The sequence below is a fragment of the Paraburkholderia sp. CNPSo 3274 genome (assembly GCF_024206475.1).
Taxonomy (GTDB): domain Bacteria; phylum Pseudomonadota; class Gammaproteobacteria; order Burkholderiales; family Burkholderiaceae; genus Paraburkholderia.
Genome location: NZ_JAMBPR010000038.1, coordinates 39,367 through 59,679 on the forward strand (window position 1 = coordinate 39,367; position 20,313 = coordinate 59,679).

At 63.1% G+C, this 20,313-nt stretch carries 22 protein-coding genes and 2 pseudogenes; 9 read left to right on the forward strand and 15 right to left on the reverse strand.

Annotated elements, in window-relative coordinates:
• Positions 1–203 precede the first annotated feature (203 nt).
• Positions 204–332, reverse strand: a complete 129-nt coding sequence (locus M3I54_RS44920; protein ID WP_302059122.1) for a hypothetical protein — start codon at positions 330–332, stop codon at positions 204–206.
• A gap of 21 nt (positions 333–353) precedes the next feature.
• Here M3I54_RS44920 and M3I54_RS24775 point away from each other — a divergent pair, with 21 nt between their 5' ends.
• The 3 genes and pseudogenes from M3I54_RS24775 (at position 354) to M3I54_RS24785 (ending at position 2,192) form a co-directional block, all read left to right on the forward strand.
• Positions 354–1,061, forward strand: a complete 708-nt coding sequence (locus M3I54_RS24775) for a transposase (protein WP_254340789.1) — start codon at positions 354–356, stop codon at positions 1,059–1,061.
• 245 nt (positions 1,062–1,306) lie between these two features.
• Positions 1,307–1,489: pseudogene (locus M3I54_RS24780) on the forward strand (hypothetical protein); the annotation flags it as partial.
• A gap of 361 nt (positions 1,490–1,850) precedes the next feature.
• Positions 1,851–2,192: a hypothetical protein gene (locus M3I54_RS24785; RefSeq protein ID WP_254340792.1), complete on the forward strand. Its 342-nt coding sequence runs from the start codon at positions 1,851–1,853 to the stop codon at positions 2,190–2,192.
• A gap of 81 nt (positions 2,193–2,273) precedes the next feature.
• Here M3I54_RS24785 and M3I54_RS24790 read toward each other — a convergent pair whose 3' ends face one another.
• Together M3I54_RS24790 and M3I54_RS24795 are read right to left on the reverse strand one after the other, a co-directional pair.
• Positions 2,274–2,951 carry a hypothetical protein gene (locus M3I54_RS24790; protein ID WP_254340793.1) on the reverse strand — a complete coding sequence of 226 codons (678 nt, stop codon included), beginning with the start codon at positions 2,949–2,951 and terminating at the stop codon, positions 2,274–2,276.
• Between the two features lie 28 nt (positions 2,952–2,979).
• Positions 2,980–3,222, reverse strand: a complete 243-nt coding sequence (locus M3I54_RS24795) for a hypothetical protein (RefSeq protein ID WP_254340794.1) — start codon at positions 3,220–3,222, stop codon at positions 2,980–2,982.
• 264 nt (positions 3,223–3,486) lie between these two features.
• On the opposite strand from M3I54_RS24795, the gene M3I54_RS24800 reads away from it, so the two are divergent.
• The 4 genes from M3I54_RS24800 to M3I54_RS24815 all read left to right on the forward strand — a co-directional run bounded on the left by M3I54_RS24800 (position 3,487) and on the right by M3I54_RS24815 (position 4,806).
• Complete coding sequence (locus M3I54_RS24800; RefSeq protein ID WP_254340795.1) at positions 3,487–3,834, forward strand: PilZ domain-containing protein; 348 nt, start codon at positions 3,487–3,489, stop codon at positions 3,832–3,834.
• A 60-nt stretch (positions 3,835–3,894) separates the two neighbouring features.
• On the forward strand, positions 3,895–4,149 hold the full coding sequence (locus M3I54_RS24805) for a hypothetical protein (protein ID WP_254340796.1): 255 nt from the start codon (positions 3,895–3,897) through the stop codon (positions 4,147–4,149).
• Positions 4,150–4,321: 172 nt separating this feature from the next.
• Positions 4,322–4,660, forward strand: coding sequence for a hypothetical protein (locus tag M3I54_RS24810; RefSeq protein WP_254340798.1), 339 nt, complete (start codon positions 4,322–4,324; stop codon positions 4,658–4,660).
• Positions 4,657–4,806 carry a hypothetical protein gene (locus M3I54_RS24815; RefSeq protein ID WP_254340799.1) on the forward strand — a complete coding sequence of 50 codons (150 nt, stop codon included), beginning with the start codon at positions 4,657–4,659 and terminating at the stop codon, positions 4,804–4,806. The genes M3I54_RS24810 and M3I54_RS24815 overlap by 4 nt, the downstream gene beginning before the upstream one ends.
• 82 nt (positions 4,807–4,888) lie before the next feature.
• Here M3I54_RS24815 and M3I54_RS45180 read toward each other — a convergent pair whose 3' ends face one another.
• From M3I54_RS45180 to M3I54_RS24845, 7 genes and pseudogenes are all read right to left on the reverse strand, one after another.
• Positions 4,889–5,359 carry an alkaline phosphatase family protein gene (locus tag M3I54_RS45180; RefSeq protein WP_309249638.1) on the reverse strand — a complete coding sequence of 157 codons (471 nt, stop codon included), beginning with the start codon at positions 5,357–5,359 and terminating at the stop codon, positions 4,889–4,891.
• Positions 5,277–6,260: pseudogene (locus M3I54_RS24820) on the reverse strand (alkaline phosphatase family protein); the annotation flags it as partial. The gene M3I54_RS45180 and the pseudogene M3I54_RS24820, both read right to left, overlap by 83 nt.
• Before the next feature lie 219 nt (positions 6,261–6,479).
• On the reverse strand, positions 6,480–8,120 hold the full coding sequence (locus M3I54_RS24825) for an FAD-binding oxidoreductase (protein ID WP_254340800.1): 1,641 nt from the start codon (positions 8,118–8,120) through the stop codon (positions 6,480–6,482).
• Between the two features lie 370 nt (positions 8,121–8,490).
• Positions 8,491–9,885 carry a lipopolysaccharide biosynthesis protein gene (locus M3I54_RS24830; RefSeq protein WP_254340802.1) on the reverse strand — a complete coding sequence of 465 codons (1,395 nt, stop codon included), beginning with the start codon at positions 9,883–9,885 and terminating at the stop codon, positions 8,491–8,493.
• Positions 9,878–11,554: a glycoside hydrolase family 44 protein gene (locus M3I54_RS24835; protein ID WP_254340803.1), complete on the reverse strand. Its 1,677-nt coding sequence runs from the start codon at positions 11,552–11,554 to the stop codon at positions 9,878–9,880. The genes M3I54_RS24830 and M3I54_RS24835 overlap by 8 nt, the downstream gene beginning before the upstream one ends.
• Positions 11,541–12,827, reverse strand: a complete 1,287-nt coding sequence (locus M3I54_RS24840) for a hypothetical protein (RefSeq protein ID WP_254340804.1) — start codon at positions 12,825–12,827, stop codon at positions 11,541–11,543. Before M3I54_RS24840 ends, M3I54_RS24835 begins: the two co-directional genes overlap by 14 nt.
• An 85-nt stretch (positions 12,828–12,912) precedes the next feature.
• A complete protein-coding gene (locus tag M3I54_RS24845; protein WP_254340805.1) occupies positions 12,913–13,632 on the reverse strand; it encodes a polysaccharide biosynthesis/export family protein in 720 nt (239 codons plus the stop codon).
• A 325-nt stretch (positions 13,633–13,957) separates the two neighbouring features.
• Between M3I54_RS24845 and M3I54_RS24850 the strand changes: the two genes are divergently transcribed.
• Both M3I54_RS24850 and M3I54_RS24855 read left to right on the forward strand, forming a co-directional pair.
• Entirely contained in the window at positions 13,958–15,976 is a 2,019-nt protein-coding gene (locus tag M3I54_RS24850; RefSeq protein WP_254340807.1) for a hypothetical protein, read from the forward strand.
• A 19-nt stretch (positions 15,977–15,995) separates the two neighbouring features.
• Positions 15,996–16,967: a DUF6492 family protein gene (locus M3I54_RS24855; RefSeq protein ID WP_254340808.1), complete on the forward strand. Its 972-nt coding sequence runs from the start codon at positions 15,996–15,998 to the stop codon at positions 16,965–16,967.
• A 49-nt stretch (positions 16,968–17,016) separates the two neighbouring features.
• On the opposite strand, the gene M3I54_RS24860 is transcribed toward M3I54_RS24855, so the two are convergent.
• From M3I54_RS24860 to M3I54_RS24880, 5 genes are all read right to left on the reverse strand, one after another.
• A complete protein-coding gene (locus tag M3I54_RS24860) occupies positions 17,017–17,511 on the reverse strand; it encodes a lytic transglycosylase domain-containing protein (protein WP_254340809.1) in 495 nt (164 codons plus the stop codon).
• Positions 17,512–17,534: 23 nt separating this feature from the next.
• Positions 17,535–17,882: a hypothetical protein gene (locus M3I54_RS24865; protein WP_254340810.1), complete on the reverse strand. Its 348-nt coding sequence runs from the start codon at positions 17,880–17,882 to the stop codon at positions 17,535–17,537.
• Positions 17,883–17,886: 4 nt separating this feature from the next.
• Entirely contained in the window at positions 17,887–18,231 is a 345-nt protein-coding gene (locus M3I54_RS24870) for a hypothetical protein (RefSeq protein ID WP_254340857.1), read from the reverse strand.
• Positions 18,232–18,526: 295 nt separating this feature from the next.
• A complete protein-coding gene (locus tag M3I54_RS24875) occupies positions 18,527–18,820 on the reverse strand; it encodes a GYD domain-containing protein (protein ID WP_254340811.1) in 294 nt (97 codons plus the stop codon).
• A 34-nt stretch (positions 18,821–18,854) separates the two neighbouring features.
• The gene (locus M3I54_RS24880; RefSeq protein ID WP_254340812.1) at positions 18,855–20,261 is read right to left on the reverse strand and encodes an FAD-binding oxidoreductase; all 1,407 of its coding nucleotides are present in this window, start codon (positions 20,259–20,261) and stop codon (positions 18,855–18,857) included.
• Positions 20,262–20,313 lie beyond the last annotated feature (52 nt).

The window sequence follows — 20,313 nt, forward strand, 5'->3', positions numbered from 1 at the left end:
GGCCCACCCGCTATCATTCGGATTCCTATTAATAGAATTTGCGAACCCATAGTGCCGGATTTTTGCCGGTTCAGATGATCTGTGAATGGAGACCCGAGGCGCGTCGACTACCGTTCGCTCGTGTTGCCATGATTTAGTGGTGCCGGATCGCGGTGCGGCGGCTATTCAGCGGTGGCATAAAAACGTGCGCTGTGATCGGCAATTCAGCGAATTGAGGCCATAAAAAAGGCCTGTTCGCGATGCAGGCGCACGCACGCGGCCCATAGAATTTCATCGTAGATCCACTCACGCAGCGTCAGGCGACCGATACCTGTCGGATCGCTTTCCCACATCGGATTTCCGGTTAATTCAGCATGACACGGCTTGCACGGCACTACGTCCCAGAACAACCGCAGCACGTTATCTTGCAGGGGCTCACGGGGCCCGCATTCCTCGACGAAGGAGACTACCTGTACTTCCTCGCCTGTCTGGCAGACGCAGCGCGCGTCGCCGATCTGGCAATCCACGCGTGGGTACTTATGCCCGACGCGGTGCAGTTCCTCGTCACGCCTTCATACGAGTCGAGCGTGGCCATGGCGATGCAGGCGGTTTGGCGTCGCTACGTTGAGACTTTCAACCGCCGCCACGGACGCCGCGGGACGATGTGGCGTGGCGAGTACCGGGCAACCGTGATTGAACCCGACCGGTATTTCCTGCTCGCGAGCCAGGTCATCGACCATGCGCCGGTGCGCAACCGCCTCGTGGCCGAGGCAGGCAACTACCCGTGGTCGAGCTATACGCACCACGTCGGGCTGCGCGTCGACAGGTTCATCAAGGACCACCCGCTCTACCGGGCGCTCGGCAGTACGCCGTTCGAGCGCCACCAGTCCTACCGCGATTTGGGCGCACAGCCTCTAGACGAATGCGAGGTCAATAACTTGATTCGATCGACGCTCGAGGGCTGGGTGCTCGGCAGCGCCGCGTATTGCGAGTGGGCGGCGCAGACAGCCAACCGGAGGCTGATGCCGGTGCTGCTGCGCGACCGGCCGCCCAAGGTTCGCACGACTAGCGCCCTCGCATGACGGAGGGGCGATCGGCTGGCTAGCGCATAGGAGCGAAATCACGACCCCGCGCCTCTGTCCTGGAGGCGCATAATAAGCGCTCGGCGTAGGCGTCATTCAAGCCGGTAAGACGATGTAGTCATCCGCAATTGTTCACGCGCAGGTGGGAAGTGACCCTCCCATTCTTCACGATCGGCCATTCCGACCGCACCCTCGATGACTTTATCGGGCTGTTGAGAGGTGCTGACATCGGCATGCTCGCCGACGTGATCGCGCGGGGTGAAACGGTTTTACACATCATGAGTGCGCAACGGCACGAACACGCGCGGTTGACTGCGGGTGCGGTCGTTCGACCTGATGGGTCGATTGTCTATCCCGCGAGCCATCGGCGTGCGATTACCGACACGCTTTGGGAAGATTCGATGCCGCTCTATATTCCCAGGCAGTAAGCCCACTTCGCAGGCTTAAACGACAAAGGCACCGCGCTCAGGCGCGGTGCCTTTGTTTATGGTGGCTGCTCGCAACCCGGATTCGCATAGCAATGCATCTCAATAAGATGGCGCGATTCAACGGTCAGTACTTTTGATCAATCAGTGAGTCGAGATTTACCCGAATATTCACCCGCTCTCATTAAAAAGTGCCAGCGAAAATCACTTTTGTGTAAAGGCATTTACGCGGGTATCGCATACATTCCATTGCACCGCGGCAGGCCTTACCACGTTGACTAACGCACGCCGTTGCCGACGGTACGAAAAATCGAGAGTCGTAAATCGACCGCATACTGGATATCGCCAAAATATGGAAGGAGACGTGAAAAAATCCATCGCTATCCGCACGCCACTGTTAGGTGTTGCCTTCGTCAGCTGCTTCGCCGGTGTGGCACATGCAGCGGAGACCTCACCGACTGCAGAGGGAGGGACCCACGCAGCACAGGTTGCCCAGACGAATGGTTCTGGAGTCGAGACCACAACGGAGTTCCTGACCCGCGCGTATCTGCTGGCTGACGTCGGATCGTTCGCCGGCCATCCGCGTACTGCGTACATGAGTCTTGGCTACGAATACTGGCACAACATGTACGGCACGCCGGCTTCCGAACAACCGGGCACGACCCAGACATCCGTCCCGATGTTCGTGGCCGAAATCCACTTCTGAGCGGGCTGGCGAGTGCTGACGGCCATCGGCAACCGGAGTGCGAGTTGCCGATGGCCCACCCTCGAACGTGTTGCCTCGCGGCTATCCGCCGAGCGCAATGATCGCCATCGTCAGCACGACCCCAAGCAGCGTCATGGCGAAGCCCGCTTTCATCGCGCCCGCGCCGGTGTAGCGTCCGAGCGCAAAACCGGCCGTGAAGAGCATCGCGAGCGTGAGTCCGCGTGAGATGACGAGCGCCGCTGTGTGATCCTTCACGAGGATGAACGGCAGGGCAACCGGGAACGTCGATACGACGACAAGCAGAAAAACGCCCAGTGCCCCAAGAAAGTCATCGCGCCTGAAATGCGCGCGAGGTGGCAGCGTAGACGCCGCGGCGAGGCGCGCGCGAATCAGCTCGAGTTCTTCGTCGTCGACGAGCGGCTCCAGCGCCTTCGGCAACGCGCCGCGCAAAGCCCGCACGGCTGCGGCGCGGTCCGGTTCGCGCTTCACGGTGAGGGCGAGTGTCAGGCGCTGTCCGCGATCCGCGAGCGTGCGAACCAGATACATCACGGCGTCGGCGAGGCCCCAGGCGAGATTGCATCCGAGCGCGGCAAGGAACAGTTTGCGGCCAGCGTCCTCGCCCGCTGTGGCCGCCTTGACCGCTCCGACGAAAGTCAACGCCATGAACAGGCCAAAGCACAGTTCGGTCACGCGATCGACCGTATTGAGTATGGGTTCGCGCTCTTCAGGTGCGGTTTGCCGTGTCGGGGTAGTGTTCATGCGGCCTCGTGCGAGAAGGGATGAGCGGTCATTGCGCGCTGTGTCCGGGATGGATATCGGAAGAAGATACCCCATTGCGCGAAATGGCTTGCTGCATCTCCCGCCACGCGGCTAGCGCCTGTTCGAGATTGAGAAACATGCGCTCGTGTCCAGGCACGCTTCCAGGCGGCGCCTTCTCGACAACGGCAAAGACTTCGGGATTGAGGCCGACGAGCCAGACTTCGATCCCCGCCTCGCGGCATTTCATCTCGGCATGCGTCAGCATCTTCAATGCGTTGTCCGCATATCGAGCGCCACGACCCTGGGCGCGCCTGTTAGAGGAGCGGCAAGGGTCGCGCTTCGGCCGTCGAAATCCGCTTGCATGACATATCGACCAAAGGCCCGGGTAACTTGAGGGCAGGCAATCGCTATTTCGCCAGGGCGGATTTGGGGCGCGAAGAGGGCGGCCAGACTGTTCAGGCGCTTAATTGTGCGCAGTCACGTTAAAATACCGACCCTCGATAAAAATGAAACGTTGAAAACAGGTGTCATGCGCATGCGAAGTGGACTGGATATGCGTCGGGAGGCCCGTACGCCGCTGTTGTTCGCCCCGCTGCTTCTGAACAAGGACGGCAGGGCGCTCGCACAGGTCGCCGACCTTAGCTCGCGCGGGGCGCTTCTGCACGCGCGCAGCGGTCTGCTGTTCCGGGGAGAGACGGTCTCGGGGTGGCTGCAGTCGGCGCCGATCGACGACGACGAGATCGTCCTGGCCGTCGCACTCGATGTTCGCTGGATCTTCGAGGATCAGGAACGAGGATGGAGCCGCGTGGGTTGCGAGATGCATCCGCTGGATCAGCGCTCGATGGCTCGTCTGCAGGACCTTATTGCGAAGGCAGCGCCCTAGCCGTTCAACAAGTCATGCCCAGGCGCTAAAGTTTGTGAGCCGTCCGCCGAAAATCCCTGCATGGCGCACGAACAACCCAAACCACCTCAAAACGATCCGATCTGGGCAGAAGCGCGGGCGCTGGAAGCCAGCATCCGCGCGATCAGACGGGCACAGGGAAAGAGGAATCCCGAAGATTGTGTGCCGGGCAGCCCGGAGTGTCTCGCGGTCATGGAAGCATTCGTGCGCGATGTCGGGCGTGTGCTTGCGCTCGATATGCGCGAACTTGGAAAGGACGATGGCAGCGATCTGCACGGGGCGGGTTCGGCCGGCTAGGCCGTCGTGCAATGCCGTGTTGTGGCGTTTTCTCCTTGCGAGAAAGCGTCACTAAATCACCAGACAATTGGTGTTATAAATGGTAAAGGTTATCATTAGGGATCCAGATTTACATTGGAAATAAAATAATCGACCGGGACGGATGACTGCATTCACAACGTCATGGAATAGCGTGCCGGTCACCCAGGAAACGGCCGACGACGTGTCGCTCATCTGGCTCAAGAACCACGGCGATACGGCAAAGGCGGTATCGATCCTTGGTGCTGACGAGGCAAGCGGCAATGCCACTCACATCCAGACGCTCTACCACGACGCAGCGCTGAAGGCGATCTGGGGCGATCCTGCCCAGGGCCGTGTCCCTGATCTCATCATTCAGCCGATACCTGGGACGATCTACAGCAAGAGCGCGGCAAACTGGCCGAACACGGCGGACTTTACACAGACGATACGAACACGCTGCTGGTGGTCTCCAATCCGAAGCTGCAGAAAAATGTCGTCAATACGCCGGTGACCAACATGCAGGTGGCGCCGACCATCCTGAAGGTGCTCGGTCTCGAGCCGCACAAGCTGGTAGCCGTTCAGCGTGAAGGCACCCAGGTCCTTCCGGGCCTCCAGACTACCGGAGACGACGACACGGGCGATCGTTCGGAGCAGTAGCAGTGAGCGCGCCGACGGTCACTATTGGCTTAGGGCCGTCGGCGCCTCGGGTGTGCATCTTCGCGAGCACAGTCTCCTGGGATCAGAACGGGAACATTCCAGCCGCGCCCTCGTTTCCGTTGTCCGCTCCGGACTGCTTGACGGGCTGGAACCGGAATGCGCTGAACAGGTCGCCAATCGCCGGCGCATTCGTCGGAACGTATGGGCTGGAGGGAAACTGGACAGGATTGGGGAGATTGTCGCGACTGCGCGACGTGATACGTCCCAGCGACCAGTTGCGTTCGATGAATTTCACCAGCGACACGTGATCCGAATAGTCGTGAACGACCCGACCGCCGCGTGAGTACGGCGACACGACGATGAGGGGAATGCGCGGGCCGTCCCCGAAGAAGTCCGGGTTGAATGTAGCCGGAATCGTAGTAACCGCCTCCCTCGTCGGTTGTGATAAAGATCGCAGTGGATGCCCACAACGCGGGGTTCGCTTGAACAGAATCGATGATCTTATGCACGAACCCTTCGTAAAGACCGAACTTCGAAGAAGACGGATGTCCATCGAGTAATCCGCCGGGTTTCACGAACGATACCGCGGGCAGCGTGCCATTTGCGATGTCGGAATACAGGTTCGGCGTGTCCTGAAGATGTGCGGCCACCAGCGCCGGATTGGTCATGATCGCCGTTTCATAAAGAAACGGATTGCAGATATTGCAGTAAACACTCGTTGAAGGATTGGTTACGAATGTCTTCCAGCCTTCGCCGTAGTATTTCCAGGAGATATTGTTCTCGAGGAGCGTATCGGCGATCGTCCGCACCGGCGAAGGTGGGATAGTGAAAGTACTCGTGTTGACGGCGCCGTCACCGTTGTAGCCGGGGTTGTAGTTATTCAGCAGATAGTACGTGCTGGGCGCGCAGTTGGCATTGGGGTGATACAGCAGGCTGTCGAGATAATGTCGTATCGCGCCTACGCCAGGCTGCTTCGGATCCGAGCAATTGCTATATGACCCGCCCGAGTAGCCGTCCTGCGCATACCAGTTGTTGGTGCCTGGCTGCGGCCGCGGGTTTTCAATCTCGTTCTGGGGAGGCGTCGCTGGATTGCCATTGCCGTCCGTGTAATAGAGCGCGTCGGCCGTTCCGATCATGATGCTGTTCGCGCCCGTGCCGCCCATCACCGGCTGGTGATAGTTATCGCTGATCGTGTAATGACGCGCGAGATCCGAGAAATAGGGCATGTCGCCGCCATTCACGTTATAGAACCCGAGCGCGGTCGCGCCTTCGCCGGTCGACTGATCGGTGAAGTTGGCCGCTTGCGCTTTGCCATTCGATCCGGCGCCTATCGACACTTCGACCCACGCAAATAGATCCATCTTGCAACCGCTCGGATTATCGAGCGTCGCGTGCGCGATATTGCAGTTCGACTGCTGCCAGTTCTGGTAGAACCGATGGACTGGACTGTTCATGTACTGGTCGTAGTTCGGACCCACACGCGAGATCTGATAGGGGCCGCTCTGCTCTGACGAAGTGGGTGCGTGATGTGGCGATGCGGGGGATATGGGACTTGCCCGGATACCGCGATCGAGGGTCTTGTACGTGTGTTCTGCCGCTCGATGAGTCGCGGAAACGGCGAGGATTTAATTAGTCAAGCTAAGCATGGGGCGCGCGCCCCGCCATCCCAAACTTCACGACTGCAAGGGCGTAAAGCCGTCGGGACTCCAGTCCTCGCTGCCCACTCCGTGATGGACGTAAAAGAAACCTTCCGGATCGTAGCGATCCTTGATCGCTTTCAGCCGCGCGTAGTTGACTCCCCAAAACGCTTCGCGCCAATCGCTGCGAAAAAAATCGGTCTCCGAAACATAGGAGCCGCTTTGTGGCGACAGCGCCTTGAGAATCGCCGCGGCCTTGCCCACATTCCCGGCATTGCGATGTGCCTGCGCCATGTCAGGCGGGGCGATGGGCAGGCCCGGAAATGGCGGCGGCCCGCCTGTGGCGACGATCATCAGGCCGAAGGCGTCGGCGACTTTTGGATTGGTGGCGCACTGACGCGCCTGCTCGTTCACCTCCGGTGGCGTGCCTGCGAGCCCTTTGTTGAAATGCAACTCTACGGCTTGAAATTGGGCCGCCGCCACGAAGGCGTCAACGAGCCGGCCGCGTTGCGCCGGTTCGAGAAGGGCCGCGGGCAGCCATTGCGAATCGTAGGCGTGCAGGAAGGCGGAGGGCTGCTCACCATCGCCTCGCCACCAGCCATGATTGTGCGCGGCTCCTGCGCGCGGGTCGGGCACGAGTCCCGCGTTGCCTTCGACGTCCCACCAGCGACGCGATGAGCCGGCGCCGACGCGAGGTCCCTCGGTGAAGGTGAAATCGACCGGCGAGGCGCGCACCCAATCGATGAAAGGCCCCCAGGCCGACTTGGCCTGATGGTCGTCGAGGCCCTGGCACACCATTGCCACCTCGATCTCGTCGCTGTGAAAGATGAACCGCTCGCCCCATTCAGGGTTGAACAGATTTTCCGCGTAGTGATCGATCAGTCGCGCAGCCAGCCGCCGGTAAGCCTCACGCGATGAAGCCTTGACCTTGAACCTGGCCCAGCCGAAGCTTTCGGGCAGGTCATGAGTCTGTAGCGTGATCCTCGTCACCACGCCAAAACTGCCTCCGCCGCCACCCTTGAGCGCCCAGAAAAGATCGGGCTCCTGGCATGCGTTGACCGTGCGGACAATGCCGTCGGCGGTGACGATCTCCGCCTGGAGCAGACTCGCGGCCGCGAGTCCGTAGCGCTTCGAGTAGGATCCGAAGCCCCCGCCCAGAACGAGGCCGGCAACGCCCACGGTCGTACATCCGCCACCCTGAACGTAGCGCCCCGCCTGCGTCGTGACGGCGGTATAGACGTCGATCCACATGCAGCCTGCCTCTACCGTCACAGCGCGCTGTGGCGGCGTCGAGCAGCCGGCTGGAACGAACGCGTCATGGAGTTCGATGCGGTTCATCCCGCGAGTCCAGATCAGCAGAGAATCTGGCGCGTTCGAGCCGCCAAGGTAACTGTGACCGCCGCCTTTGACCACCAGGCGCAAATTGTGTTGGCGCACGAAATCGACGCCCGCGACAACGTCAGCGGTGGAGCGGGCTGCCACTGCGTAGGTGCTTGCGTGCGCCGTCCATGCATCGAGCCAGCCGGAGATCTGGGTGGCGCCGGGATCGTCGCCGAGCGCGAACGGATTGCGCGCTTCCTTGAGTCTTGCCAGGCAATCTGGCGCGCGGGGCGTTTGCGCGCAGGTCTGCCAGATTGTTGTGGGTTGCAGCAAATTTCCGTCGACCGCCTGGCTCAACGCTTCCCATTCCGGCGCTTTCGGCCAGGCAGGATCGCCGGGCCGGACGCGGCCTGCGCGAGCCGCAGCGGGCAGCACGCCGGCGAAGGTCGAGGTGGTGGCGAGACACGGCAAGGCGACAACCCCCTTTAGAAGGCATCGTCGTTTCATGACGTCTTTTCTCCTCGTGCTGGGTGTACCGGAATGGGCAAGCTGGGTGAAACGATTAGCTCTCCCAATGGTAATGCAATGCTGCCTGCGCCCATCAGGCATTCGGGGGATGCCTGCGCCTCAAGCGTCCGCGATGCCTTGCGGCCCTGTCTCCACGGAGAACGAAGAGGGGGCCAAGGTTGTTTTTATGATATCAGCAATGCTGCGCGCATCATGGCGCCTAGGCGTCCTGTTTCCCATCTTGCGCCTCAGCGCGTCCCGGCGCGCGCCCGAGCACCCATCGCCCAAGCAACGCAAGCGGCAACACGCCCAGCAGCCGGTGCGCCGCCCACGCCGCGAGCGCGCCGTTCACGGCAATGGCAAGCGATGCCGCCACCGCTGCCCCGACGCTGCCGCCAATCGGCGCGAGCACGGCGACGCCAACGAGCAACATGGCGACCGAGTAGAAGTTGATTCGGTACAGCACGGAAGTGTGCGCGGTCATGCCCAGCAGTTCGGGCATGGCGGTAAAGCATGCCGCGGCGATCTGGCCGAGCGCGAGCACGCGCAGCGCGGCCGCGCCGCCGCCAAAGCCCGGCCCGAACAAGCGCAGCAGGTGTTCGGGAAAGAGCAGCATGCACAGGGCGGCGGGTAACGCGAGGCACAGCACGAGGCCCGCCGCCTGGGCCGCGCTTTTGTCGAGCCCATGCCGGTCGTTGCGCGCGAAGAGGCTCGCGAACTTCGGCGCGGCCATGCCGGTCACGCCGCTGATCAGCAGATTGATGACGAGCGCGAGCCGCCACGCCAGCGCGAAGAGCCCGGTCTCGCGCGAGGAGGCGACGATGCCGAGCACGATGGCGGGCGCCGAGGTGATCAAGAGCTTCGTGAATTCCAGCGTGAAAAGCGGCAAACCCGCCTTGAGGAAGCGGGGCGGTTCGGCTGGCGGTTGTGCGCTGGCGGGCACGCCGGCAAGAAACCGCTTGAGCAGAAGCGCGCCGGTCAGCGCGGTGAGCGTAAAGCTGGCGGCGATCAGCATGAGCGTGCTTGCGACGCTCATGCCACGCGTCATGCCGAGTGGGATGGCAACGGCGCAGAAGATCGCGGGCCAGAGCCAGGAATAGATCATCTGGCTGTAGCCCACGCGTTGAAGTCCGGCAAGCGCACCCGCCATTGCCGCGCCGAGATTTTGCGGAACGAACGAGAGCGCGCCGAGCGCGAGCGGCCAGGCGAGTTCGGGTTTCTTCAGCACGTCGTGCGCTAAGGCGAAGGCGCTGGCGCCAAGCGCGATCGAAACGGCCGTGGAGGCGAGCAGCACCAGCCACAGCGCATGGCGGATGGCTGGGCGCACGGCGCGCGCCTCGCCCGCCGCGAGGTCCATCGCGATCTGACGCGTCAGCGCCTGGTCGATGCCGAGGCGCCCGAAGCCCGCGAGCGCCACCATCGTGCTGAACACGATATAGAAGTCGCCGGTCTGCACCACGCCCAGCATGGCTGCGATCAGCAGATGGAAACCGTAGCGGCTGGGAAGGTCGAGCAGGCGAACGCCGAGGCTCACGAGCGAGCCTCGGATCATCGAACCGCCGTTTTGGCGCGTGGGTGTTCGCGCCGGGTGCTGGGTTTCAGTGGCTTCACTCATGCCGCGCCTGTGCACCGCGCAGCACGAATAGCGTCACGCTCTGCGCGGACAGGCTCGCGCGCAGCGTGCCGTCCTGGTAGCGCGCGTCGGGCATGCGGAACAACTGGTTGTTCGCGAGGCGCCAGGTCTCCGCCACGCCGCTTGCCGCGAAATGATCGAGCGCGATGGCGGCGTCGGCGGGGCGGTCCAGCTGCTTGTTGATGACGACGAGCGTCAGCGCATGGTCGCGCTCGCGCAAGGCGGCGAACGCCGAAACGGTGTCCGGGTCGGGCGTGCTCGCGGCAATGCTGGTCGCACCGAACGCCGCACCGTTGCCGTCGTAGTTGCGGTAGAGTTTGAATGCCTTGTACACCGGCATCGAAGGGTCGAGCGTGCCCCAGCGCGTGGCGATATCCAGCCCCTCGCGGCCGAAAATGCCGAGCACGTCGGCCTGGGCCGTCGCGCCGTTCATCAGCGTGTCGCCGCCCCAGTTGTATTCCGTGATGCCGATGGGCGTGCCTGGGTAGTAGTACGTATCGACCCAACGGCGCATCAGCGGGATCAGCGCCACGACGCTGTTGATCCACGTGGGGTCTTTATAGTTCGGGTCCCACAGGTCGCGCGTGGAGCGGTTGCGCATGAGCGCGACGGCCTGCGAGTTCGTCACGCCCGCTTCGGCAAATTCGCCGCCCTGCGGATAGAAGTGCAGGCTGAACACGTCGACCGGATGGCCCGCCGCTTTCCATTGCGTGAGCAACCAGGGCACGTATGGCATGCCCTGGGTTTCGCCTGCGCGGTCGGGCGCGTGATCGAGGCCGTGGTCCGCTGCGTACTGCTGGTCGAAGCCGCTGTAGAAATAGCCCTGCCAGCCCCATTCTTCCGGCGCGACGATCTGCGCGTGCGGGTCCGCCGCCTTCACGGCGCGCGAATAGGCGATCACCTTGTTGGCGATTTCGCTCGCATGCGCGCCCGTGGGATGCACGTCGCGGTGAATCAGTTGCCAAAGGCTCGGCTCGTTGTCGAGCGCGTAGTAACTCACGCCGCCCCCACTCGCGCCGCCGAATTGCTTGACCAGATCCGCCACGCGCGCCTGCTCGTTTTGCGGGTCGTCGGGCGTCGAGGCGTCGTTCGCGTCGTTGCCGGCAATCGGCTTGTCGCCGGGCGCCACACCGTTGCCGGCGTCAGCGTGGCCGTTCACGTCGTGATTCGGCTGCGGGCCGTATTTGGCGATCGAGAAGCTCGCGAGCGTCTCGCGCGCCGGCCCGAGTTTCGCCACACGGCCGAGCATCGGAATGGTCACGATGGGCGTGGCGCCCGCCGCCTGGGTGAGCGCGACGAAACGCTCGCCGAACTGGTCGTTGATATCGGCGGGATTGACGGCGAGGCTCTCGAAATACCAGTCCTTGCCCGCGTTGCGCGCGTCGATGCGCCAGTTATAGGCCGAGGCGCTGTTGCCGCCCGAGCGGTTGACGGGCGCGCGCAGGTCTTGCAAGACGGCAGTCGTGCCGAAGTTGATGCCGTAAATCAGCGGGCTGATGGGGTGCCGGCCGGCCGCGGCATCCACCGAGATCGCCACCGGCAAGGGCGTGCCCGAGGTCGCGTCGGTGCAGGCGGCCGCGCCCGACATGAGCAGCGCGCCGATCAGCAGCGGGTGCAGGCCAGGGCGTTTGATGCGCTTAGCGCGAGGCATGGTGAACCTGCAAATCGGCATGGTCGTCGTGTTCGCTGTCCAGCTCGCCCACGCGCCAGACGTACGCGAAGATCGCGAGAATGACCGAGGTCTCGCCTGGCGTGAGGGTAGGCGGGTAGAGGAATGAAATGAGCAGGACGTAGACGAGATAGTCGAACAGCGCGCCGAGAAAATCGTCATCGACCTTCTTGCGCAGGCGCCGGTAGAACACGATGCCGCGCAGCTGGAAGAACAGAATGATGAGCGCGCCGATCAGGCCGTACTCGAACACGATGCCGAGCCACGTAATGTCGGCGAGGAAGAAAAAGTGGTGAAAGTAGCCGATCAGGTTGTCCTTGCTGGTCGAGCTGATCGTGCCCACACCGAAGAGCCAGCGCATCGGTTCGCTGCCGAGGAACTTCGTGGCGAGCAGGATGGTGATGCGGCGCGTGTCGAAGCCCGTGCTCGCGTCGGTGCTGAACGTCGTGGCGAGGTAGCCCGCCGAAAACATGGCGACGAGCGCGACGGGCGCGGCGAGCAGCAACAGAACGCGCGTGCGCATGCGCGACCAGGCGAAGGTGTTGATCACGAGCACGCCCATGATGCCGATGACCATGGCGCGCGTCTTGACGATCAGAAGCGTGACCGCGAACGCGACGACCACGCCGCACAGATAGCCCGCATGCTTCTCGAAAAAGGCGCGCCGGTAGCAGAAGAACAGCAGGATGAGCGGGAAATACATCGACATGCGGATGCGATGGCCGCGGTTGTCGCTGCTGAAAAAGGGCGACTGCCCGATCACATACGACTCCTGGTACCAGTCGGAGGGCACCACGGCCCAGAGCACGATCAGCACCGCGAGAATGACGACGCCCAGCACCACGAAGCCGCGCTCCAGCTCGCCGAGCGTGGGCTTGAGCGTGAGGAGAAGCGCGAGAAACGAGAAGAAGTACAGGATGGGCAGCAGCTTCACCTGCGCCGTGATGCTCGTAAAAAAGCCTTCGTGGAAATAGAACATGGCGGCGAAGCTCGGCACCAGCAAGAGCCACGCAAAGCTGATGAGGATTTGCCGCGTCATGGGAAAGCGCGGTTCGCCGCCCAGACGCAGCACGGCGGGCAGCGAAATGACCGGCAGCGCTTTCGAGAGCGCCCAGAGCGGCACGAGCGTGCTCAGGTAGTGGAAAGTCTGGCCAAAGAGCGGCAAGAGCGCGAGCAGCCACCACGTGACCCGCCACCTGGCGGGCTCGCTCGAAAAGACCGGGGCAAGCCCGGTGGTCGTGGTGGCGGTTTGCATCGCGTGTGCTTCGCGTTTAATTCGCGGTTGATTCGTTTGCCCCGACCTGGAAAGCCATCGGGCGGCACGGGCTCGCTGAGCAGGCTTAGTAAGTCGTGGGGTTGTTCGAGATCGTGTAGTCGAAGCCCCGCTGGAACGGAATGACCTTGTCGATGTACTGATCGACCCATTGGTCGACTTCGGCGATCGAGGACTTCGGCACGAAGATCGTGTCGGTGGCCTGCAGAATGACGTCCTGCGTCGGGTCGCCGCGATGCGTGAGCGCGTCGATGTCGATCGTGCGGAGCATCGGGCGGCCATCGGGGCTGCGGCGAATCAGCACGACTTCATTGGTGCGCGCCGTGTCGAGCAAGCCCTGCGCGGCGGCGATCGCCTGCAGCACGCTCATGCCCGTGTGCAGCGCGATTTCGCCGGGGCGCGCGACCTGGCCGGCCACATAAATCCTGGCGGCCGACTGCACGACGGAGACCGAAGCGTGCGCGTTCTTCGCCATGCCGTTGATGGTGAGCGCCTTGTTGATGGCGTCCCCGAGCTGGGCGACCGTGAGGCCCGCCGCCGGGATCGTGCCCGCGAACGGCATGGTCAGGCCGCCGTCCGGCGCGACCGAACCGCGAAAGTTCAGCTCGGCATTGAAGGGCATGACGACCGAAAGGTCGTCGCCGGGTTCGATGCGATAAACGCCGGGCGTGGCTTGCGACCACGCGGCGAAATGCGAGCGCTGCTGGAATTGCGGCTCCACCCAGGTCTGGGTGCAGGCGGTAAGCGTCATCAGCCCGAGAACGCAGGCTGGTCGGAGTATGTTCATCGGGCGCGTGGGTGAAGCGGTGGCTTGCGGTTCCTGATCTCTTGTCAAGTAACGGCAGGAATTGCCGTTAATGAAGGGTGGAGCTCGCACGTTTTTTCCACGGATGGCAGTTTAACGTGACATCCTGGATGTTTTCTTACGTATTATATGCGCCGTCGAATCTTCTCTGTTGGCCCGGAACCGCACCTGCATGGTTATTACTACTAGAACAAGGCCTGAACGGAAGGCGGCTGTTGTCGAACTGACGGTCCGGGATTATCTCAACACCTTTTTTTATTATCGCAAGGCTGCAACAGCGGTATTTCTTGCCGTTGTGGCTATCGGCGTGGCGGTCGCGCTTCTGGTGCCCATGCCTTACCGGGCGCAGTCCACGCTGCTCGTACTCCTTGCAGGATATTACGACCAGTCGAACAACCCGAATGGCGCCGCCGCGGTGCAGCCCGCTATTGGCCAGCTCGACGGCGTCGAAGCGCAAATCCTCAGCAGCCCGGAACTTCATCGCGACGTGGTGATTGCGAAACTGGGGCCGAACGCAAGCGAACACGAGATCGACAGCCATTTGCAGGATTTCGAGCATCGGCTGCATATCGAGCAGAACGATCTCGCGAGCACCATCAACCTCACGTATTACGACGCCGATCCCAAGGAAGCGGCCGACGCGCTTTCGCGTCTGCTCGACACGTACTTCCGCCGACGCGCGACGATTTTCACGTCGGGCCGCGTCGACTTCCTGACCGGTCAGCGCGACGAAGTCGCAAGGCAATTGAAACAAGCCGATGCCGACTTGCTCGCGTTCCAGAAAACGCACGGCATCGTCAATCTCGACGATCAGACCTCGCGCGCCGTGCTGCTCGAAAGCCAGCTCGTTCAGCAAAAGCTCGAGAACGACACGTCGCTCGCGCAGCATCACGGCGAACTGAAGTCGGAGCAGGTGTCTTCGAAGGGGGTGAAGGCCACGATACCGATCTTCACCGACGACTCCGAAGCCGCTCACGCGCTCGACACGATGCAGCTTTCGCTGATGCAGCTCGAAGCGCGCCGCGCCGATTTCGCCTCGCGCTATATGGATAGCTCGCCGTTCGTGCAGCAGCTCGATCAGCAGATTGCCGATATGCACGCGAGCATCGCGCGGCGCAAGGCGCAAATGGCCACGGCCACGCGCTACGGCCACAACGATTACTACGACGTGGTGCAAGGGCGGCTTGCCGCGCTCAATGCGAGCATCGCGGGCGAAACCGCGCGCCAGCAGGCGCTCGAAGAGCAGATCAAGGAGACGCGCGCGAAGCTCCGGGGCTTGAGCGACGTTTCCAGCCAGATGCGCCAGCTGCAGGCAACGCGCGACATGCTGGCCGACAGCTTCAAGGACCGTTCGCGCCAGGTCGAGCTTGCGAAGATCCAGCAGGGGCAGGTGAGCCAGGTGAACAGCACGAACGTGCGCGTGATCCAGGCGCCGTTCCCGCCTTCGCAGCGCAGCGTTTCGGCCAGCCTCATCATTTCGGCGGGCGTGGCGGCGGGTCTGCTGATTTCGGCGCTCGTCGTGCTCGTCATGGCGAGCCTGCGCGAGACCTTCCTGAGTCCGGAGCAGGCGGAGCGCTCGCTGCTGCTGCCGGTGCTGAACGCGCCGGTGATGCTCGGCGGCGGTGTACGGCGGCCTGGCGCCGCGGGGGCGTCAGCCGACACAGTCAAAGCGGCCAGCCGGCCCGCGCATATGGCGTATGGCCGCATGATCGCGGCCATCAACGCGAGCACGGACTCGCCCGCCAAGGTGGTCATGGCGCTCTCGTTCGGCAAGAACGACGGGCTGCTTTCGGTGATTCGCGGCCTCGCCGTCGAACTGGAGCACCGTACGACCAAGCCGGTCCTCATTCTCGACATGGCATCCGGCGCCGACGCGCCGCTCTATGGCCCGCCGAACGCGCAGGGCTTGCTGACCTGGTCGGGGCACGGCGGGCAAAGCCGTGCGGCGAGTGCGGCGCCCACGGATATCGCGGCGTCGAGCGGCCTCGTGTTCGAGAGCGTCGAGCGGCACAACATCGTCGTCGCGCGGCCGGAAAGCGGCACGTTCCCGACCTCGTGGCAGCAGACCACGATCCTTTTCGACGCGCTGCGCGAGGCGCACGACTACATCGTCGTGCATGCGCCGCCCGCTAGCCAGTCCTTCGCCGGCATTGAAAACGCGGCGCTTGCGGATGCAACGGTCATGGCGGTGCGCGCAGAGGTTTCGCGCAAGCCCGTGGTCCTGGGCCTGAAAACGCAGCTGCTCGACGCGGGCGGCAGGCTAATCGGCATTGCGCTGACGCATCGGCGCGGCTACATCCCGAACTTCATTTATCGCGTCTTCTAACATTCGGGACCTGACTGCCATGCACCAGATCAGCGCCATCCTGCCGGTCAAAACGCGGGGACGGCATTATGCCGACAACATCGGCCGTTGCGACATCCTCTTCTCGTCGCTGCGCCACTTCACGACGCCCAAAACGTTTCACCGCTTCGTGATCGTCGTGCCGCACGACGAACTCGAAGCGGTCAAAGGCTACGCGAAAGCGTGGTCCGATTTCCCTATCGAAGTGGTCGACGAATCGCTGTACATGGGCATTTTTGCGGAGTTCTCGCAGCGTCACCAGATCCGCAACTGGCACCGGCAGCAGATCATCAAGCTGAATGCGCCCGAATGGATCGAAACCGAGTATTTCCTCGTGCTCGACCCCGACTGCTTCGCCACGCATCGCTTCAGCGCGGATACGCTGATTCTCGACGGCCGTGCGCTCACGCATGTTCAGCCGCGCACGGTGGAGCCGTATTACTGGGAGGCTTCGGCGAAGCTGCTGGATATCGATCCGCAACTCAAGCGCGACGGCATCTGGTGGACGCCGGCCATTTTGTCGCGCACGCTGTGCGTGAGCCTGCAACAGCGCCTGGCGGCGCTGCACGGCACCGACTGGCGGCGCGTGCTGCTCGCCAACTACGCGCTCGACTGGACCGAATACACGCTTTACTGGCTCAACGCGGAAAGCGAAGGGCTGCTGGAGCGGTACCACACGGGCCCGAAACCTGGCCAGCGCGCGCTGCACGCCGACGAAAGCGTATGGTTCGCCGACAAGATGGAAGGCTGGAGCGAGGGCCGCCATCTCGCGCCGGAAAGCGACGGCATGTTCGCCGTGGTCCAGAGCAACACGCACATTTCGCCGCAGCGCGTGGTGGAAAAGCTTTCGCCGTATTTCCCGATCGCGCTGCAGCCTTACGAGCGCCATATCGACCCCTCGCTCAAGGGCGCCGAGCTTTATTCGGCCGTGGCGCGCCGCGGGCTCAAGCTGTTGAACAAGCTGCGCGGTTAGTCGGGCCGTTGCGCCTGCAACGAGTCTAAAACGACGCCGGGCGCTTCGTTCATTGCCCGGGCTGCAACTGGCCCCAGCTCACGAGGATGGCCTGAATGCTGCGCGCGTAGGCATCGCGTTCGTGCGGCGACTCCGAGTGGTACGCGCCAATGGCGCGCCACGTGTTGCCGTATCGCACCATCTTTTGCTTGAGCAGCCAGGCGGCCACGAAGATATTCACGCACGGGTCCGTGAGGGCGCCGTGCGGAATGCCCTCGCGCGAAAGCTCAGAGAAGTGGATCGAGTTGATCTGCGCTTGCCCGACGTCGATCGAGCCGTTCGCATTGTGATTGACGGCCGCCGCGTCGCCTTTCGATTCACGCCACGCCACTGCGCGCAGCACGAGCGGATTCACGCCCTGGTAGGCGCCGGCCTTTTCGAAGCATTCGTTGGCGGGCGGCGCGGCGTGCGCGGCCGTTGCGCCGAGCGCCGCGAGGCTCGTGAACGCGACCCATGCGTGGATAACTCGCGATCGCAGGCGTAGGGCGTTGGTCTTCTGCTGCATGGGTCGAGGCTCCGGGTTGGTCGTCACTGCGCGAGAGCGGAATCGAGTTGCTGCTCGATGTCCTTGAGATAGGCGCGCGAAGTGTCGGAGACAACGAGGCGCGGCGTGGGCATGGCGCAGTGGCAATCGCGCTGACGCAGCTTCTTCTTGTGCGAGGACGAATGCGGCGCGGGAAGCTCATCGTCGTCGCCGGTGGCGGGCGGCAGCATGGCGAGCGTGGGCAGCGGCGGATAAACCTTGTCGGCGGCGGGCGTGGCGGCAGTGGCAACGACGGCGGCAACCCCGGTGGCGGGCGCGCTGGCGGCGGGTTGGCCCGCCCAGGCGGCGCTACAAGAGCCGAGTGCGGCCACGGCGAAAACGATCGGACGCATCGTATCAGCTCCCCGCATGCAACGGCTCGATCGAGACGCTGTACGTCTGGTTCGCGCCAGCCGTCAGGTTTTCGAGCGTGGGCTTGGGCCCTTGCGCGGGCACGCCGCGCCAGATCGCCTGATTGATGTATTTGAGGTCCTGGCCGAGCGCCGTCACGCGGATCACGGTGGGCTGCTTCTGCGCGGCGGCGAGCGCACCCGCCTTGGCGAGCACCGCACTCAGTTGCGGGTCGTGAGCGCCTAGCGCATCGGCGGGAATGTCGAATTTCATGATGACGTTCGACACGGTGGGTTTCCCGGTTTGTGCCGTGGTGGGCGGCTGCAGTTGCGCGCAGCCTGTCATAACCATTACGGCAAGTAAAAGCAAAAGGCGCGTCACGTCCGGGTCTCCAAAAATTCGTGGCGATGTACGCGTTTTCGGCCCCGTGCGCGCCGACTTGATACCCGGACGGCAAACGTTTGCTAAAAAGAAAGACTTCGCTCGCGCAGTGGCGCTTCCCGGAAGGTCGCTCGTGCGCGATGCTGAGTTCGGGCAGAGAACTGCCTCCCCGATCTGGCGGGGAAATGCGCCGCGCATGCGGCGAAAAGGTATGAAGAATGGAACATCGGCGCGGCACCGGCCCAGGTGCCGCGCGCCGGCTCTCTTAGTTGAGCTTGCCGAGAACCGCAGTGAACTCATCCTTGCTCAAGGCGCGCAGCGTTTGCGTGCGGATATTGCCGAGCGACCCGAGTGCGAGGCCGAACGCCATGAAGCTTTGCTCGTCGGGCGCTTCGATGACCGTGACGATGTCGTATTTACCGAGCGTCCAGTAGATCTGCTTCATTTCACAGCCGAAAGTTTTGGCGAGTTCCGCTGCCTGACCAGCCCGTTGCGCGCTGTTTTTGACAGCACGGATACCCTGGTCGGTGAACTGCGCAAGCACCACATAAGTCGACATGACGATTCCCCTTACGATGACATCGAAACGCTGATTACTGGCTCCCCTCGGCCGACCCTTCGGGCCGGATGTTCTGGTTGTGGCGGAAAAGATTGTGCGGGTCGTAACGCGTCTTGACGGCGACGAGACGGCTCATGTTCGGACCATAGGCCGCCTCGACGCGTGTGAGTTCGTCGTCAGTGAGGAAGTTCACGTAGACGCTGCCGAGCGCATAAGGAGCGGAAGCTTCGAAGAAGTCGCGTGCCCAGGCGACGCAGCGGGCGTCATCGGCGGGATCGGACCAGCGGCCGTGCACGTTCATGACGTAGAGCGCGTCGCGATTCGGGTAGGCCATTGCATCGGGCGCGACGCGCAGCGTCGCGCCGCCGATTTGCCCGAAGAATATTTCGCACTCGGGTGAGGGCAGTTTGGCGATGGCGTCGGTCAGCGTGTCGATGAGACCGTCGGGCAACGTGGCCAGATTGTGCGATTTCCAGTAGTTGCGCGCGCCCGGCGTGAGGAGTGGATCGAATGCCTGTTGCCACGCGGCGTAGGGCATCGGCCCGAGATGTTCGCCATAGGGCTTGCCGAAGCGTCGCACCGCGTCCACTGCGTTTGGCCCATTTTCCGGCGGACCCGAATAGCAGATCGCGAACACAATGACTGGCTTGCCGTGCACCTCCGGCGGCAGGAAAGGCAGCGGCGGTGCGAGACGTGACACGCTCCACACGGTCAGGTCTTCGGGCATGGTTTCGACCGCCTCGCGGTATTGCGTCAGCGCTTCTTTCGCGGCGTCGAACGGTAGCACGACCAGTCCGCCGTAGATCTCGGGGCCGACGGGGTGAAGCGCGAACTCGAACATCGTAACTACGCCGAAGTTGCCGCCGCCGCCGCGAAGCGCCCAGAAGAGGTCGGCGTTTTCATCAGCGCTCGCGCGCAGCAGATTGCCGTCGGCGGTCACGACGTCGGCGGCGACGAGGTTGTCGACTGACATGCCGAAGCGCCGGCTCAGCCAGCCGAAGCCGCCTCCGAGCGTGAGACCCGCCACGCCCGTCGTCGAATTGATGCCAAGCGGCGTGGCGAGGCCGAACGCCTGTGCTTCGTGGTCGAAGTCGTGCAACGTGGCGCCTGGCTCCACATACGCACGGCGCGTGGCGGGCTCGACTCTGACCGACTTCATCAGCGAGAGATCGATCACGATGCCGCCGTCGCATAGTGCGCTGCCCGCGATATTGTGGCCGCCGCCGCGCACGGCGAGCGGCAGCCCGGATTCACGCGCGAGCGCCACCGCCTGGCGCACGTCGGCGCAACCCCGGCAGCGCACGATGAGCCCGGGACGGCGCTCGATCATCGCGTTCCAGATTTGCCGGGCTTCTTCGTAGGCCGCGTCGCCGGGTTGCAGGGCTTCGCCGCGCAGCGCGCTTTTCAGTGTGGCGATGGATTCGCTCGACAGGTTTGACATGGCACACCTCTCAATTCAACGGATCGGACAAACGCGCGCCAATAGCCGAGCG